The 16,890-nt window shown below is 57.4% G+C and carries 11 protein-coding genes and 1 pseudogene; 7 read left to right on the plus strand and 5 right to left on the minus strand.

Annotated elements, in window-relative coordinates:
* The first annotated feature begins 67 nt into the window (after nt 1-67).
* The 3 genes from PG883_RS19770 (at nt 68) to PG883_RS19780 (ending at nt 2,205) form a co-directional block, all read left to right on the plus strand.
* The gene (locus PG883_RS19770; protein WP_270807769.1) at nt 68-550 is read left to right on the plus strand and encodes a site-specific integrase; all 483 of its coding nucleotides are present in this window, start codon (nt 68-70) and stop codon (nt 548-550) included.
* Nucleotides 547-1,170 (plus strand): hypothetical protein, encoded by a 624-nt coding sequence (locus PG883_RS19775; RefSeq protein ID WP_270807771.1) that lies wholly within the window; start codon nt 547-549, stop codon nt 1,168-1,170. Before PG883_RS19770 ends, PG883_RS19775 begins: the two co-directional genes overlap by 4 nt.
* Nucleotides 1,171-1,671: 501 nt before the next feature.
* On the plus strand, nt 1,672-2,205 hold the full coding sequence (locus PG883_RS19780) for a recombinase family protein (RefSeq protein WP_270807773.1): 534 nt from the start codon (nt 1,672-1,674) through the stop codon (nt 2,203-2,205).
* Between the two features lie 37 nt (nt 2,206-2,242).
* Here the strand turns inward: PG883_RS19780 and istB are convergent, their stop codons facing one another.
* The 3 genes from istB to PG883_RS19795 all read right to left on the minus strand — a co-directional run bounded on the left by istB (nt 2,243) and on the right by PG883_RS19795 (nt 6,663).
* Nucleotides 2,243-2,998, minus strand: coding sequence for an IS21-like element ISAs29 family helper ATPase IstB (istB, locus tag PG883_RS19785; RefSeq protein WP_039272515.1), 756 nt, complete (start codon nt 2,996-2,998; stop codon nt 2,243-2,245).
* 14 nt (nt 2,999-3,012) lie between these two features.
* On the minus strand, nt 3,013-4,554 hold the full coding sequence (istA, locus tag PG883_RS19790) for an IS21-like element ISAs29 family transposase (RefSeq protein ID WP_270807776.1): 1,542 nt from the start codon (nt 4,552-4,554) through the stop codon (nt 3,013-3,015).
* Between the two features lie 1,074 nt (nt 4,555-5,628).
* The gene (locus PG883_RS19795; RefSeq protein WP_210538124.1) at nt 5,629-6,663 is read right to left on the minus strand and encodes an IS110 family transposase; all 1,035 of its coding nucleotides are present in this window, start codon (nt 6,661-6,663) and stop codon (nt 5,629-5,631) included.
* Between the two features lie 185 nt (nt 6,664-6,848).
* Here PG883_RS19795 and PG883_RS19800 point away from each other — a divergent pair, with 185 nt between their 5' ends.
* From PG883_RS19800 to PG883_RS19810, 3 genes are all read left to right on the plus strand, one after another.
* Nucleotides 6,849-7,985 carry an HD-GYP domain-containing protein gene (locus PG883_RS19800; protein ID WP_270807779.1) on the plus strand — a complete coding sequence of 379 codons (1,137 nt, stop codon included), beginning with the start codon at nt 6,849-6,851 and terminating at the stop codon, nt 7,983-7,985.
* 136 nt (nt 7,986-8,121) lie between these two features.
* A complete protein-coding gene (locus PG883_RS19805) occupies nt 8,122-8,910 on the plus strand; it encodes a substrate-binding periplasmic protein (protein WP_270807781.1) in 789 nt (262 codons plus the stop codon).
* 12 nt (nt 8,911-8,922) lie between these two features.
* The gene (locus PG883_RS19810; protein WP_270807783.1) at nt 8,923-13,485 is read left to right on the plus strand and encodes a PAS domain S-box protein; all 4,563 of its coding nucleotides are present in this window, start codon (nt 8,923-8,925) and stop codon (nt 13,483-13,485) included.
* Nucleotides 13,486-13,877: 392 nt separating this feature from the next.
* Here PG883_RS19810 and PG883_RS19815 read toward each other — a convergent pair.
* Together PG883_RS19815 and PG883_RS19820 are read right to left on the minus strand one after the other, a co-directional pair.
* Nucleotides 13,878-14,021 (minus strand): annotated as a pseudogene (locus PG883_RS19815) (IS30 family transposase); the annotation flags it as partial.
* Between the two features lie 378 nt (nt 14,022-14,399).
* A complete protein-coding gene (locus PG883_RS19820) occupies nt 14,400-14,768 on the minus strand; it encodes a VOC family protein (protein ID WP_270807785.1) in 369 nt (122 codons plus the stop codon).
* A 533-nt stretch (nt 14,769-15,301) separates the two neighbouring features.
* Here PG883_RS19820 and amt point away from each other — a divergent pair.
* On the plus strand, nt 15,302-16,729 hold the full coding sequence (gene amt, locus PG883_RS19825) for an ammonium transporter (RefSeq protein WP_010673021.1): 1,428 nt from the start codon (nt 15,302-15,304) through the stop codon (nt 16,727-16,729).
* The last annotated feature ends 161 nt before the right edge of the window (nt 16,730-16,890 follow it).

Here is a 16,890-nt window from a genome sequence, read left to right on the forward strand (position 1 = left end):
ATAACCATGAGCGGCCCAATATGGCGCTGGGCGGCTACACGCCGAAACAGCGCTTGGCACAGGCCGCATGACCTCTACTTTTGAGTGCTCCAAAAAATGGGGGGATTACCGTAGGAGTGAGCTAATCAACTTGAAATGGTCAGATCTTGATTTTCAGAGTAGGACTGCGCACTTGCCGCGCACGAAGAATGGCTCGCAGCGCGTTTTGACGCTGACAGTCGCCGTTATTCAAGAGTTAATGCCGTTCCGTCAGGTGGGGGATGTCTATTTGTTCCCCCACACTGCGGCATTGCATGGACCGTTTGCACACTTCGATCACCACTGGAAAGCATGCCGAAAAGAGGCAGAAATCACCGACTTCCATTTTCACGATCTGCGCCATACCTGCGCCTCCCTTCTCGCCAAGAATGGCGCCACCCTGTTGGAGATTGCCAACCACTTGGGGCACAAGACTCTTACGATGGTTATGCGATACGCCCACCTGTGTGTAGAGCATAAGGCTGCTTTGACTGAGCGCGTTTTCGGTGACATTGCGAGCATTCAAAAATGAAAAATGATTTATTGACGTTGGCACAAAGTGTACGAGAAGAGATGATATTGAATGGGAAAGACCCTCGGAGAGATAACTTACTGTTGTTTACTTCCGATAGAAACGATATCTCCATGAGTCGCGCGGCTCTTACCAACTACATCAGTCTTAAAAGTGAAGGCGCTTACATACCAGAGTGGCTTGATGACTTCATTAACCAGATAATTTTGAGAGTATATGAAAAGAGAGAGGCGTTGCCGACTTACGGTAAGCGCAGTAAGTGTCCCCGTGTGGCGGCTTTGGTGAAGGTAACTTATGAGCGTTGCTATATCGTGGATGGGCAGCGCGATACTAAACTTCGAGGTCTCATCGCTGCATGCTTGGAATGTGATCCACGAACGGTAAGCAACTATAAAGCTATGACTGGGTATGAAGTCGATATTTTTACCCATATCTTTAGGGACTCGTATCCTGAAAAGCACACAAAGGTTGGACGCAATGCTATGCGACAGGAGATGCTCGATACCCTTGCAGAGCTGGCCAAGAAGAACTTCAATGTTGAACTAGGGAAAGTGCGAACAAGTATCCCACGAACAAAAAATGAAAATTTTAGTCATTTAATATCAATTGGTTACCAGTAAATGCTCTCGTGCCATATGACTTATTCGCACCTTCCTTAGACTCTGTAAAGGACTGGCTGAAACCGATTGAACATCCGCACTACGTTCTCTATGAGCTGCACGAATCAGGCTTGTGTAAGCGGTTCCCAGCTGAAGTATTGCTGCTGCTGAATGCGGTGATTGCCAACCAGCCGTGGGGGAGTGAGGAGCTTAGTCAATGCTTGGGCGAGATTGTGCAGGTCGATCCACGGCTATTGCAAGATGCCCGTTACCTACGACTCGAAGAATATTCGCGGAGGTGAACTATAAAAACGGCATCTAGTACGTCCCGAATGCATGAAGGGGGCTTATGGTAAACCCAAGCCCCTCTATGGTATCCACTCAACTGAAGTGGACCATAACGTGTACTTTTTGAGCCATTAAATCAGCCCTTCAAAAACATGGTTCAAAGCTGTTGTTTTTCCTATGAGCCATATCTATATTTAGAGCCATAGATAATGAGCCAACTAAAGGGAACATATCGTGGCAGTCATCGGGTATCTCAGGGTAAGTACGGGCGAGCAGAGTGTTGGAGCTCAACGGCACAGCATTGAACAGACACACAATGTCGAAACCTGGTTTACTGACGAGGGCGTATCGGGAGGCGTGAGGGCGCTACAGCGCCCTGGCTTCGCTGAGCTGTTCAAGTTCATACGCAAGGGAGATACGCTGATCGTTCCTGCGGTAGATCGCCTTGGGCGCAATACCATCGACGTGTTAAATACGGTTGAGGCACTTCAAAGCAAGGGCGTTTCAATCATCAGCTTGCGGGAGGGGTTTGATCTGTCCACGCCCATTGGCAAAGCCATGCTGACCATGTTGGCCGCTGTTGCAGAATTGGAACGTTCAAACATCAAGCTCCGGCAGATGGCTGGGATTGCCAAGGCGAAGGCAGAAGGTAAGGCGCTGGGGCGCGAGAAGACAATTGACGATGTTGCCGTTGCCATCTGGCGCAAAGAGAATTCAGCGAGCATTGCGTATTCCGGCGAAGTTGAACAGCCATTCCGGCCAACGTGAACACCCTGATCCTTAACGCGCTCACGTCATCTCGTTTCTAACTCGACTGTTCAGATTGGGTCAACTCACTTCTCCTCTTCCTCATCGATTCTCCCTTCAGTGACAGCCGGTGAGCGTTGTGCATCAGCCGGTCCAGGATCGCATCTGCCAGGGTGTTGTCACCCAAGCTCGCGTACCACTCTTCAGTTGGCAGCTGACTGACCACTATCGTCGAGTATTTCCCATACCGATCATCCATGATCTCCAGCAGTGCGTTGCGCTGTTCGGCATTCACCGCCTCCAGTCCCCAGTCATCCAGGATCAGCAGCTCTATCCTTGCCAGTTGACCCAACAGTCTGGCGTAACTGCCATCTACCTTGGCCTGGCTCAGCTCAAGCAGCAGACGTGGCAGCCGGTAGTAACGAGTGCTATGCCCTTGCTGACAGGCTTGGTAGCCCAGCGCACAAGCCAGGTAGGTTTTTCCACAGCCACAGGGGCCGGTAATGAGCAGGTTCTGGCCCCGGCGCAGCCACTCTCCTTGGGCCAGGTTTGCTACCTGTGACCGCTCCAGGTTGCGTGCTGACTGGTAGTCCAGCTCCTGCACCGTGGCCTGGAGTTTGAGCCTTGCCTGCTTGACCAGCCGAGTTTGCTTACGCTGCTCCCGGCTCAGTTGTTCGTGTTCGACCAGCAGGCTTAGCCGCTCGATGAAGGGCAGCCCTTCGTAGGTACTCGCATGTTCCAGTTGTTGTTGCACGGCATCCGCCATGCCGGTCAGTTTCAGGTTTCTCAGGCGGGTCAGGGTTTGTTGGGTCATGGGGCGTATCCTCTTTAGTGGAAGCTCTGGGGGCCACGGATGTTCTCGTGCTCTTGCGGTAACTCTGGGTAGCTCAGCGGGCTTGCGGGCAGTTGGTCGCGGCCACTGGTCAGCACCGACTTGAGCTGTTTGAGTCGCACCAGACCTTCCCGGTTGGCCAACTGGCAACAGGCTTCAACCCGTGATGGCGGATACTCCCGGCTAAGACTCAGCAGCCCCAGGCAGAGTCGGTATGCCTGCTCGGCATGGGCTTTCTCTTCCAACCGTTCGCTAACCCAGCACAAGGTGCTCGGTCCGATGTCAGCAGCCCACTGTTTAAGACGCCCTGGGGTCCAGCGTTGCTGCTTGCTGTGACGTTCCGGCATGTGCTCAGGGAGCGTGCTCATTCCCGGGATGGTTTTACGTGGATGGCTCGCGACCAGCTGTTGCTGGTGATAGACCTGAAGCAGTGTGTCGCCTGCATGGAGCTCCAGTTGCTGACCCACATACTGGTGTGGCACCGAGTAATGGTGCCGCTCATAGCTGACGTGATAGTCGATGTTGACCTTGACCGTTTTGATGGCGACATAGCGATAGGGATGCACCGGCAGTGGTCCCAGTGCCGGGCGGTCCAACTGCTCAAATGCGTCACGTCGGTTACCGGGCAGTTGCTTGAACGGACGCTCGTTGAGTTCGTTCAGCAAGGCACGGATGCACTGGTTGAGTTCGGCAAGCGAGAAGAAGGTCTGATGGCGTAGACGGGCCAGGATCCAGCGCTCGACGATCTGCACACCCACCTCCGCCTTGGCCTTGTCCTTGGGCTTGTAAGGACGAGCTGGCATCACCGCCACCTGATAGTGCTCGGCCAACTGCTGGTAGCTGGGGTTGAGCTCGGGATCGTATCGGCAAGCCTTGCTGACACCGCTCTTGAGGTTGTCGGGGATCAGCAGTGCCGGTGTCCCGCCGAAAAACTCAAAGGCACGGACATGGCTTTGCAGCCAGTCCGGCAGTGACTGTGACCAGGTGGCCTCGGCAAAGGTGTAGTTGGACGCACCGAGCACGGCGACAAAGACTTGTGCCTGACGGACCTCACCCGTGGTCGGCGACACGATGGGCACCGTGGGCCCGCAGTAGTCGATAAAGAGCTTTTCCCCCGCCTTATGGATCTGGCGCATGGAGCGCTTTTGCAACTGACACCAGGACTTGTAACGGTCGCAGAACTGGGAGTAGCTGTAACAGCTATTGGGATAGCGCTGGGTGTACTCCTCCCAGAGCAGCTGTTTGGAGACCCCCTTGCGCTTGAGCTCCTGATGGACAGAGGGCCAATCCGGCACAACATGGCGGGCCGAGATGGTGGTATCGGCCTGCGGATAGAACAGGGCAGCCAGTCGGCCATCATCAAGCTCGGTAGGTAAGGGCCAGGTAAGGCCGAGCGCCTGGGCACTTTTGAGGAGTTTCTGGATGGAGCCGACACTGACCTTGGTACAGATACTGATTTGGCGAACAGAGAGGTCAGCTTCCAGCCGCAGTCGCAGCACTTCACGAATTTTACGCATTGCAATCCTCTTGGCAGACATAGGCTCTTCCCTGGCAAAAGGGAGAGCGTATCAAAGGTTGTTAAATCAATGCGTTAAGGATGATTCTGGTGAATGTGAACAGTGATTCCGGGATGTTGAACACTGTTTCCGGAAAGGAGGGGCAAAGTGTTCAGGTTGAGCCGGAATGAGCGTTCACATTGGTCCGGAAATGGTGTTCACGTTGAACCGGAATCGGTGTTCATGATCGGCCGGAATATGCAAGCATCAAGCTGACGGCTGAACACTTCGGGATCTCACCCGCCAGTGTGAAGCGCGCATGTCGGTCTGAGTAATTAGCTTTCTAGGTAGGTGATCACCCACTCCGCTTGTTGAAGCACAGGCTTTGGCCAACCAGTATTTCGAGCAATTCTGGTCCAAATAGAATGTTGGCTGGCGGTGTTGACGGCGGTTTTGATGCTCTGGAACACCAGCCAGCCACCGCGAAGGTTGGTAATGTGCCCCAGCCCGAATACCCTGCCGTTCAAGCATCATTCCCAGAATCTACCGTTCGCGGAGTTCAGCGTTCAGCATTGTCGCAAAGGTTGAGGGTCGCCCATCCGATATTTCATCGACACTACCGGGACGTTGAAAACATGACGGGATGTTATTCCGACAATTAGGGTTGTGGTAACCCCAAGTGAGCCCTATAAATTTGTTCAATAATCCATCCTTTCTGGATGGGCGTCGACATTGGGTTGACCGACTCACGATTGACGCTCGTTCGGATCACGCTACCGACTTTGTTTTTCGCAGCGAATTCCCGAGCAGCTCAATCCGATGGGCGCTGTGTATGCAGAAGCCCAGAATCAGCGTAACCGTGTTTCCGGATATATTTGACCATATATGGACGCCCCTGGGTTGTGCAAGAACTGAGCTGATACGGTTTGCGACCATATATCCGGCGTTAATGATGGGATCAACTCCCTCGCCATGATGTCATCCGAGCCTTGCTTCCTTATCACTACACCGGTATATGCATACCCAGGTCTAATTCAGGCTGTTACAAGGACGGTACCCGTTTTCTCATCAGTGCCTGCAAACTCAGTAACGTGTATTTTCTAAGCAAATATCAAATTAACTTCCTGCAAAGGCTCTGTTCATGCTGAAATCCACCGAGTCAGTCAGTACACGCCAGATAATCCGAGTTAACTTATTTGCCAGGGCGACGGTGGCCTTCAAGAATCCACGCCGTAATTCAACTGCCTTCACCCATCTCCCTAAACTATCATCTCGCTTTTGCACACAGCGCATCACCGCTCGAGCTCCATGGATGATCAACGTCCTCAGGTTACGATTACCGTTTTTGGTCATGGATGAAAGCCGTTGCTTTCCACCTGAACTGTGCTGCCGAGGGACTAAGCCACACCAGGCAGAGAGCTCACGGCCACTGGAAAACTGGGCCGCATCAACCTCACTGACTACTGCTGCGGCAATCAGCGGTCCGACGCCTGGAATGGTCAGTAAGTGGTGATAGGCAACCTGCTGGCTGGACAGTTCGGCAATTTCCTTATCCAAGACATCAATCCGTTCAGCGAGCATCTGCATATCTTCTCGTAACAGGCTCAGTAGTCGGCGAAGCGTGAAGGTTATCATATTGGCTCCATCTTCAAGCACATCCGGCAGTTGCTGTTGGAGGCGTTGTATACCGGTCGGAAGGATGAGCCCGTATTCAGCAAGTAGTGCCCGCAGTTGGTTAGCCAGAGCGGTTCGCTGCTCAACAATGAGCTGGCGAGCATTACGTAACGCTTTGATATCTTGCTGTTCTGTAGTTTTAACAGTTACGAAATGGATCCCTGGTCGGCAAGCCGTTTCACAAATAGCTAATGCATCGTTGGCATCATTCTTCTGGTGCCTTGCAAAGGCTTTGACATGCTGTGTAGGAATGAGCCTTACGTCATAGCCCATCGATATCAGTGTCCGCCCCCAGAAGTGAGATGAGGAGCAAGCTTCCATGGCTATCAGTGTTTGCGGTGGAAACTGGCGCATAGTGTGGAGCAGTTTTTGGCGAGATATTTTACGATTCCAAGCAACAGAACCATCAGCCATCCAGACGCACACCTGAAAAACAGACTTGGCGATATCAATACCCACTACTTTGATCGTGTTCATGTGATGCTCTCCCAAGTTAAACGCAGCCAATCGAAGTATGAAGCTGACTGCGTTGGGTAGGGGCGTCCATCACATCACTACATGTACTATCGTTAGCTCATACTAAGCGTTGCGTTTTTTGGAAATTATGTTGTTTTTAAACATGTTAGCTATCACCTCTCAATTAAACATGAATGGCGCCCATCATGAGAGACTCATACAGTACCTATCAACCCGCCACCATACTGGTAGTGGACGATACCCCGGACAACCTGATGCTGATGGCGGAGCTGCTCAAGGACAAGTACAGGGTCAAGCTCGCCAACAATGGTGAGAAGGCGCTGCGCATTCTGGCGGGAGATCCGCTGCCAGATCTTATTCTGCTGGATATCATGATGCCCGGACTGTCCGGGTTGCAGGTGGCTGAACAGTTGCAGCAAGATGCCCGCACCCGCCATATCCCCATCATCTTCCTCACCTCCATGGCGGCGGTGGAGAGCGAGCTCCAGGGGCTGGCGCTGGGGGCCGTCGATTACATCACCAAGCCCATCAGCCCGTCGCGAGTGCTGGCGCGGGTCGAAACCCAGATTAAGCTTAAGGCGGCCGCCGACTTTCTGCGGGATCAGAACGATTTTCTCGAGCAGGAGGTCCAGCGCCGGACCCGTGAGGTGGTGGTCATCCAGGAGGTGACCATCCAGGCCATGGCCTCTCTTGCGGAGACCCGCGACAATGAAACCGGCAACCATATTCGCCGGACTCAGCACTACGTCAAGCTACTGGCCGAGCTGCTGCGTGATCACCCCCGTTTTCGCCACTTCCTCAATGACGAGACCATTCACCTGTTGTTCAAGTCGGCTCCCTTGCATGACATTGGTAAGGTCGGCATCCCCGATCATATCCTGCTGAAACCCGGTCGCCTCACTAAGGAAGAGTTCGAGATCATGATGACCCACACCACGCTCGGGCGCGATGCTATCCAGCGGGCCGAGGATCAGCTCGGGTTTCCGGTAGATTTTCTGCGCCTGGCCAAGGAGATCGCCTACAGCCATCAGGAGAAGTGGGATGGCAGCGGTTATCCCCAGGGCCTCTCTGGGGATGACATCCCCATCAGTGCCAGGTTGATGGCGGTGGCCGATGTCTATGATGCGTTGATCAGTCACCGGGTCTACAAGCCGGGCATGCCGCACGAGGAGGCTGTGGATATCATCCGCCAGGGAGGGGGTTGGCACTTCGATCCGGACGTCTGTGCCGCCTTCCTGTCCGCCACCGAGCAATTCAAGGCCATCGCCGAACGCTTCAGCGACAGCGAGCAGGGTTTGGCCAAGCAACAGCCAACCCCCTGAGCCAAGACAAGGAGCCACTCTGCTGCCGGGAATACCTCACGAGGAAGCACCGGACATCATTCGCCAGGGGTCTTTGAGCCTTCCATCCGGGTGCCTGCGCTGACTTTCTGTCTACTGCTGAGCTGGTGGGTGTCATATGGAGCTCAGCATTCAAGGTAAGAGGGAAGATATCGTGTTGATGCGATTGTTCAAGGCCCTGTCTCTGTTTATCTGTCTCGGCGGCCAAGGGTTCGCGACTGAGCTTAAGATCGTCGTCAGCCAGTACACGCCTCCCTATGTCTTCGAAGACGGTAGTGGCATCCTGCTTGACATAGTTCGCACCGCTCTGGCGGAGGGCGGTTATCAGGTCAAGCCTATCTATGTTCCCATCGAACGTGGTTTCAGGATGTTTGCCGATCGGCAGGTCGACGGCACGACCATCATTCAGGAGAGTTCTGGGTTACAGGCTGAATACTCCGATTACTTCATGCAATACCACAACCGGGCCTTTGTCCTGAAGTCCAGCCAGCAGGTCATTCACCGTATTGCCGATCTGGGCGGTAAGTCTGTGATCGCCTTCCAGTATGCCGATCGCTATCTGGGGGAGGAGTTTGCTCGGGTCGTTGCCGGCAACCCCCGCTACAAGGAGCTGGCTCAGCAACAGAGCCAGGTTCATATGCTGCTGCTCGGCCGGATAGATGTCGCGATCATGGATGAGAGCATCTTCCGTTATTACCACCAGAAGCTGATCGCCGAGCGTCAGGTTGAGCCCGGGCAGGAGGTCATCAGTTACGACATCTTCCCGCCGACGCGCTTCAAGGCCGCCTTTACTGATCCGGCGGTACGCGACGGTTTTGACAAGGCTATCGCTCTCATGCGCAAGGATGGGCGCTATGAGGCCATTTACCGCAAGTACACCGAGCGATATTTCTCCGTTGAGCCCTAGCAAGGAGGCTGTGTGTTTCATTCACTGCGTGCCCGTTTATCGCTCCTGCTCATGGTGGCAGTCACCCTGACCCTGGCCGTTTCAGGCTTCTACGGTCACTCGCGCCTCGTCGGCGAACTAAACGAACGCTTCGGCGATCTACAGGTGGGGGCGTTGAACCGTATCGCTCAGAGCGCGGCCACCCCTCTGTGGGAGCTTAACAAGGATGTGATCGCCAATGTTCTGCGTGCACAACTGGCTATTCCCGAGATTGCCGCACTGGAAATCAAAGATGTAAATGACGTGACGATAGCCGCCTTCAACCGTGATGCCACGGGAGCTATCGTGGCGCTCAAGGACGACTTGCCGATGCATGCGCTCACGCTGGAGAAGGGGATCGTCCTCACCGATAAGCCCGATGAACGTATCGGTCTCCTGCGCATACAGTTCTCCCGCGACAAACTCGACGCGACCATCCGCAGCAACTTCTACCAGCTCATCCTGCAGATCCTGGCCGTGGATCTGGTGCTGATAGTCCTGTTGCTCACCAGCCTGCGCATCGTCTTCCGGCCGTTGGCCGACCTGCGTGAGGCGCTCATGATGCTGGGTGGACAGAACGGAGAGACCGCCAGCGGCATCACCGAGTTGCCGGAGGGCCAGCATCAGGAGCTTGCCGGCCTGATCCGCGGCTTTAACTTGGCGTTGCGCCGGATCCGCGAGGAGGCGAACAGACAGGAAACTGTGCTGGGGGGCAAGGCGCGGGCTGGCGAGCTGTCGCAGCAGTTGCAAAACAGCGACGATCTGGCCCAATTCGGCCAGCGATTGCTGCAATATCTTATCCCCTGGCTAGAGGCCGATGTGGGGGCCTTCTTCGTCCACGATGAGGACGAGGGCGATTTTCGCTGCCGGGCCGGATTTGGCATCGAACCATCGGGTTGCAGGCCGTTTAAGATAAGTGAGGGGTTGGCTGGTGAGGCTGTGGCGACGGGCAGGGTGATACAGTGTCAGAACTTGCCGGATGAGGCAATCAGGATCCAGTCCGGCCTTCTTTCTGCCGTACCACGCACGCTGTCCATCGTCCCTATCCGAAGTGCGGAGAGGGTGATCGCCGTGCTGGAGTTGGGCTACATGAATGTTCCCCGATATCAGGAGGAGGTGCTGACCGACGCGGTGCCGGTGATCGCTTTCAGTCTTGCCTTGTTGATGAGCAAGCAAGCGACATTGCGCGAGTTGCAGGAGCGCAGCGAGCTGGAAGAGCGTACCAGGCTGCTCTTGGAATCGGTCAACGATGGCATCGTCGGGCTGGATACCGAGGGCGTGATGACCTTTGCCAATCCGGCGGCACCGGCCATGCTCGGCTACCGCACGGATGAGCTGGTTGGCCGGCAGATGCATGCGCTGGTGCATCACCATCATGCCGATGGGCGCGAGTTTCCCCTCGAGGAGTGCCCCATGTACCTGACCGGGCGCGACGGCCAGCCGCGCACCGTAGACAGTGAGGTGTTCTGGCGTAAGGACGGTAGCCCGATGGCGGTGGAATACTCAACCACCCCGATGCTCAAGGGCGATACGCTGATCGGCTCTGTGGTGGTGTATCGGGACATTACCCGGCGCCGGGCGGCCGAGCGCAAGTTCAGGGATCTTCTCGAATCCGCGCCAGATGCCATGGTGATAGTCAATCACGAGGGAGACATAGTGCTGGTCAACCGGCGGGCCCTCGAGCTGTTTGGCTGGAACCGTGAGGAGCTGCTGGGGCGCAAGATCGAAATGCTGGTGCCGGCGCGCTACCGCCCCCATCATCCGAGCCAGCGTGGTCAGTTCTTTGGTCAGCCTCAGGCGAGGGCTATGGGGCAGGGACAGGAGTTGTTCGGCTTGCACAGGGACGGCCGGGAGTTTCCGGTAGAGATCAGCTTGAGCCCCATTGAGACCGAGGATGGGGTGCTTGTATCCAGCGCCATCCGCGACATCACCGAGCGCAGGGTAGCCGAGCAGGCCCTGCGCACGGCCAGCGAACGCCTGACCCTGGTGCAGGAGGCAGGCGGCATCGGCCTGTTCGACATCGATCTCGTGACAGGCCGCAACTACTGGACGCCGCAACTGGAGCAGATGTTCGGGCTCGAGCCCAGGGGCTTCGGCGGCACCCTGGAGCATTGGAAGAGGTTACTGCATCCTGACGATGTCGAGTCAGCCAGCCAGGTCTTCGAGCGCGCGATTGAGGGGGGGGCCGATCGGATTGAGTTCGACTTTCGCATCGTGCGTCAAAGTGACGGGGCGGTGCGAACCTTCAAGTCGCTATGCCGCTTCACACGCACACCAGACGGTACTCCGCTGCGCGCAACCGGGGTCAACATCGATGTCACGGCGCTGACCGAGGCGCGGGCAGTAGCGGAAGAGGCGACCCAGGCCAAGAGCGCCTTCCTCGCCAACATGAGCCACGAGATCCGTACCCCCATGAATGCCATCATCGGCATGAGCCATCTCGCCCTGCGCACCCAGCTAGATCGCCGTCAGCGCAACTACATCGAGAAGGTGCACCGCTCGGCGGAGAATCTGCTCGGGATCATCAACGACATCCTCGATTTCTCGAAGATCGAGGCGGGCAAGATGGAGCTGGAGCTTATCCCCTTCCGTCTGGAGGACGTGCTGGACAATTTCGCCAACATGATTGGCCTGAGGGCCGAGGAGAAGGGGCTGGAGCTGCTGTTCGACACGGCGCACGATCTGCCGACGGCGCTGGTCGGCGACCCGCTGCGGCTGGGGCAAATCCTGATCAACCTCGGCAACAACGCGGCCAAATTCACCGAGCGGGGGGAGATAGTGGTGGGAGCCGAGGTGCTCCATGACAAGGGTGAACACCTGGAGTTGCACTTTTGGGTACGCGACACAGGCATCGGCATCAGCGGCCAGCAGTGCGAACGGATGTTCCAGTCGTTCAGCCAGGCCGACAGCTCGACCACCCGTAAGTACGGCGGTACTGGTCTGGGTCTGGCCATCTCCAAGCGGCTGGTGGAACTGATGGGGGGACGCATCTGGGTGGAAAGCGTGTTGGGACAAGGTTCGACTTTCCACTTCTGCGTCATGCTGGGGCGGCAGCGTGGCGAGCTGCCGCGGCGCATGTTCACCCAGGATGAGCTGTTAGGTGTGCGGGCCCTGGTGGTGGACGACAACGCCAGTGCCCGCGAGATCCTCTACGGCATGGCCAGCAGCTTCGGCATTGAAGTGGATGTGGCCGACAGTGGCCGCGCCGCTCTGGCGATGCTGGTAGCGGCCGAGGGCAAGTCACTGCCCTATGATCTGGTGCTGATGGACTGGCGCATGCCGGGCATGGATGGGGTGGAGACGGTGCGACAGATGAACACGGCCAACTTGGCAAAAACGCCGTCGGTGATCATGGTCACCGCCTTTGGCCGCGAGGAGGTACGGGAGCAAGCCGAGTCGCAGGGGGTGGAGTTACCCGTGGTGCTGACCAAGCCGGTGACCCCCTCCAACCTGTTGGAGGCACTGGGCAGCGTGTTCGGCAAGGTTTCGCACGTCGACAGCCGGGCGACCGAGCGCGGCGAACTGAACGCCAGCGCAACGGCCAGCCTGCGCGGTGCCCGCCTGCTACTGGTGGAGGACAACGAATTGAACCGCGAGCTGGCCAGCGAGCTGCTGCAGGAGGTGGGTATCGAGCTCAGCCAGGCGGAGAATGGTCAGCAGGCCCTCGATCTGCTGGCGCAGGACGCCGACTTCGACGGCGTGCTGATGGATTGCCAGATGCCGGTGATGGACGGTTATACCGCCACCAGTCTGATCCGCCAGCAGCCGCGCTTTGCCACATTGCCGGTGATCGCCATGACCGCCAACGCCATGAGCGGTGATCGGGAGCGGGCGCTTGTCTGTGGCATGAACGATCACATCGCCAAACCCCTCGACGTGGCCAGTATGTTTGCGACCCTGGCCAAATGGATCAAGCCACGCGCCCGCCAACCAGTGGTGGCCAGCGTGGCTGCGCCCGAGGCTGTGTCGCCTACAGGTTCCTTGCCTACCGGGCTGGATGGCATCGATCAGGCTGCCGGCCTGGCCACCTGCCAGGGGAAGGCTGAGCTTTATCAGCGGTTGCTTCGCAAGTTCCATGCCGCCAATCAGGGCTTCGCCGCGCAGTTCGCGGCTGCCCTCGCGGATCCCGATGCCACGGCGGCGACCCGGCTCGCGCACAGCCTGAAGGGGACGGCCGGCAACATCGGAGCCTTCGAGGTCGCCCAAGCGGCGGCCGAGCTGGAGTTGTGTTGTCAATCCAGTGCGAGGGGTGAGCAGCTCCAGACTGCGCTCAACAGGGTGGAACAAAGCCTGGCCCCCGTGCTCGCCGCCCTGGCCGTATTGGATGCAGGTACGCTAGAGCCTGCGCCGTCGGTAGCCCTCCCCGATGCGGACATACAGCCACGATTGGCCAGACTTGGCCAACTGCTGGCAGAGAGCGACAGCGAGGCGCTTGAGGTGCTGGTCGAGTTGCAAACCCTCTCCCTGCAGCCCGAATTGGCCGGACGCTTGGCCAAGGTGGCACAGCAGGTGGAACGCTTCGAGTTCGACGCGGCGTTAGCTGCGCTCTTGAAGTGACGAAAATCAAATGTCGCCCCTATCAACTGATTAAGTGTCGTGCAGTGTAGTGGTCAACTAAATCCGGTGTACAAATCTAGTTATCACCTGACACCGGCTTGAGGTGGGGGTTTGGTGAATACTACCCCCCATACAAAAAGCGATGGCGATTCCACTTGTGCGCCGGGGCTGATGTTAGCCCGGAGTTAGCCCGCCTCAAAAATGAATAAGGCTCGCATCGCTGTGAGCCTTATTATTTCTGGTGCCGGTAATAGGAGTCGAACCTACGACCTTCGCATTACGAAGAGACCGGCCTGACTACCCATCAAACTGATAGTGAATCGCCCCCGGGTTGCCAAGCCTCCAATCCATGGCTGTGAGTCACGAATTTAACTTAGAAGTGCGACACCAGCCTATTCAGTCGGACGATGCTCATCGAATACCTTGTCAGGTTGCCTGAACCTGAGACATTTCCGAGGCCGCCAGTTGATCAATTGCTCCGCTCGTCTAACCTCCTCGTCCGTGCTCTCTCGGAGGTCTGTTCACTTTGGGATGAACACGTCCTTGGTCTTTGATTTGATATGCTGGGACCCCGATTCGAGCCTCTGTTTTGCCTCCCTTTTTCGTGCAATTTCGTGTAATTCAGTGCAAACCACCAGAAACCGTACGCAACCAAAAATAACCAAATCGGCTTGAATCAATGGGTTATAACTGCCACAGTTATATCTCAACCGTTGTTTTGGGATTCAAAATCCGCCGTAGCAATACGTGTCGGTTCGAGTCCGACCCCGGGCACCATCAGATTCCATGACAAAAGGCCATCCTCGCGGATGGCCTTTTGTTTTTCCGGGCGGTGCTAAGAGGTGTACCCTCAGACCCTCAGACCCTCAGCCCCACAGGCTGTCAGGCCATCAACCTCTCGGACTGCCATCCCCTCAGTCGATGTTCTGCGCGATGCGCCACAGCACGCCTGAGGGGTCGTACAGACAGAACTCCTTCATGCGCCACGGCTGGGTGACGAGCTCCGTGACCTTGACGCCATAGCGGGCGGCGACCTGGCTCGCCTCCACTTGGGCCTGCCAGGCGGCCACGTCCTCCACCAGGAGGTGCATCATGAGCTGCTCGGCCAGCCCCGGGGGGTTGCCATCCTGCAGCAGGAAGCTTGCGTTGCCGAGATGAAAATAGGCCACGCCGTCGCCATCGGAGGCCAGGGTAAAGCCGAGATCCTGATAGAACTGCTTTGACAGCGGGAAATCCCGGGCAGGCACGAAGGCCTTGATTTCGGTCACGTTGAGATTGGGCATGGGCTCCTCGCGGCGCTGGGAACAGGGGATGATGGCTTGCCAGTATGACCGGGCATTTCGGGGCAAGCCAGACGAATGGCGCGAGTTTGCACTCTTATCGTGCTTGTGCCCCTCGGGTGGGGGGATATTGGCCGTCAGCCTCATTTGATTTCACCATGGTAAGGCCCATTTCATTTATTTCATAAATACCTTAGCGGGATAGATAAGCCTGCCAAGGTGACATCACCACGGGTTCGCCCCGTCATTGTGAGGTGGTTGGGTCATCCTGGTGCATTTTCCCGGCAATGCACAGCCAAAGTGCGATTTTCCCCCTGTAACCGGGCATTGTGCGCCAAGATGGTGCGTGTTGAATGTGATAAAAAGATAACGCTATGAAATAAAAGGATTATTTTTCTTGGCCTGCTTTATGCTTTCCCCATGTCATGTCGCCATGATGTCTCCGTGAGCCACACAGGTACGGTGGGCAGGTGGCCAGGTTGGAAATGCATATCAGGAAATGGACCCGGATGCCGGGACGACAAGGAGAGGGCTGTATGTTCAAGAGACTCGTAATGACTGGCCTGCTGGCGCTGGCCGCCACCATGGCCGCCCCGGGCTGGGCCGAAGAGGTGGCCGCGCAGGCCGATGTGGTACAGGCGGCCGCGACCGTGACCATCAACAAGGGGGACAATACCTGGCTGATGGTGGCGGCGGCCCTGGTGATCCTGATGTCCGTGCCGGGCCTCGCCCTCTTCTACGGCGGCCTGGTGCGCGCCAAGAACATGCTGAGCGTGCTGATGCAGGTGTTCACCCTGTTCTGCCTCATCACCGTCCTCTGGGTGGTCTACGGTTACTCCCTGGCCTTCACCGAGGGCGGCGCCTTCTACGGCTCCTTCGACAAGGTGCTGTTGATGGGGGTGACGCCGGATTCCATCGCCGCCACCTTCAGCAAGGGGGTCGGGATCAGCGAGTTCATCTACGTGGTGTTCCAGGGCGCCTTTGCCGCCATCACCTGCGGGCTCATCGTCGGCGGCTTTGCCGAGCGGATGAAGTTCTCGGCGGTGCTGCTGTTCGCGGTGATCTGGTTCACCTTCGCCTATATCCCGATGGCGCACATGGTGTGGTACTGGGCGGGTCCGGATGCCTACACGGATGCGGCCGCCGCCGAAGCGGCCGGTGCCACCGCAGGCTATCTGTTCCAGCACGGCGCTCTGGACTTCGCCGGCGGCACCGTGGTGCACATCAACGCCGCGGTGGCCGGTCTGGTTGGGGCCTTCATGGTGGGCAAACGGGTTGGCTATGGCCGTGACCCCATGACCCCCCACAGCCTGACCATGACCATGATCGGTGCCGCCCTGCTGTGGTTCGGCTGGTTCGGCTTCAACGCTGGCTCCTCCCTCGAAGCCAACGGCACGGCTGCCCTGGCCTTCGCCAACACCTGGATCGCACCGGCCGCTGCCGCCCTCTCCTGGACCTTCGCCGAGTGGGCGATGAAGGGCCGTCCCTCCCTGCTTGGCGCGGTCTCCGGTGCGGTGGCGGGCCTGGTCGCCATCACCCCTGCCGCCGGTTTCGTCGGTGTGGGGGGCGCCCTCATCATCGGCCTGCTCAGTGGTGTGGCTGGTCTGTGGGGCGTGCACGGTCTCAAGCGTCTGCTGGGGGCCGATGACAGCCTGGACGTGTTCGGCCTGCACGGGGTGTGCGGGATCCTGGGTGCCGTGCTGACCGGGGTGTTCGCCAGCCCGGATCTGGGCGGCACCGGGGTGTGGGACTATGTGACCAACCAGGTGGCCGAGGGATACTCCATCCTGGCCCAGGTCAAGGTACAGGTCATCGGCGTGGGGGTGACCGTGGTCTGGACCGCCCTGGTCTCGGCCGTGGCCTACAAGCTGGTGGACCTGCTGATCGGTCTGCGGGTGAAGGAAGATGCCGAGCGCGAAGGGCTGGACGTGACCAGCCACGGCGAGAAAGCCTACAGCCATTGATCCTGCTGCCATGAATGTCATACCGCCGGCCCCGTCCGGCGGTTTTTTTTAGGTTCTTCGCGGGATCCTGGGAAAGTGGAAGTTGACAGACAGGGTGCTGGTAAACTGGCTGTCTCCAAACACACCACCACCATCACCCTGCTGTCGCCGTGCATCATATT

It is taken from the genome of Aeromonas sp. QDB25, assembly GCF_027707725.1.
Taxonomy (GTDB): domain Bacteria; phylum Pseudomonadota; class Gammaproteobacteria; order Enterobacterales; family Aeromonadaceae; genus Aeromonas; species Aeromonas caviae.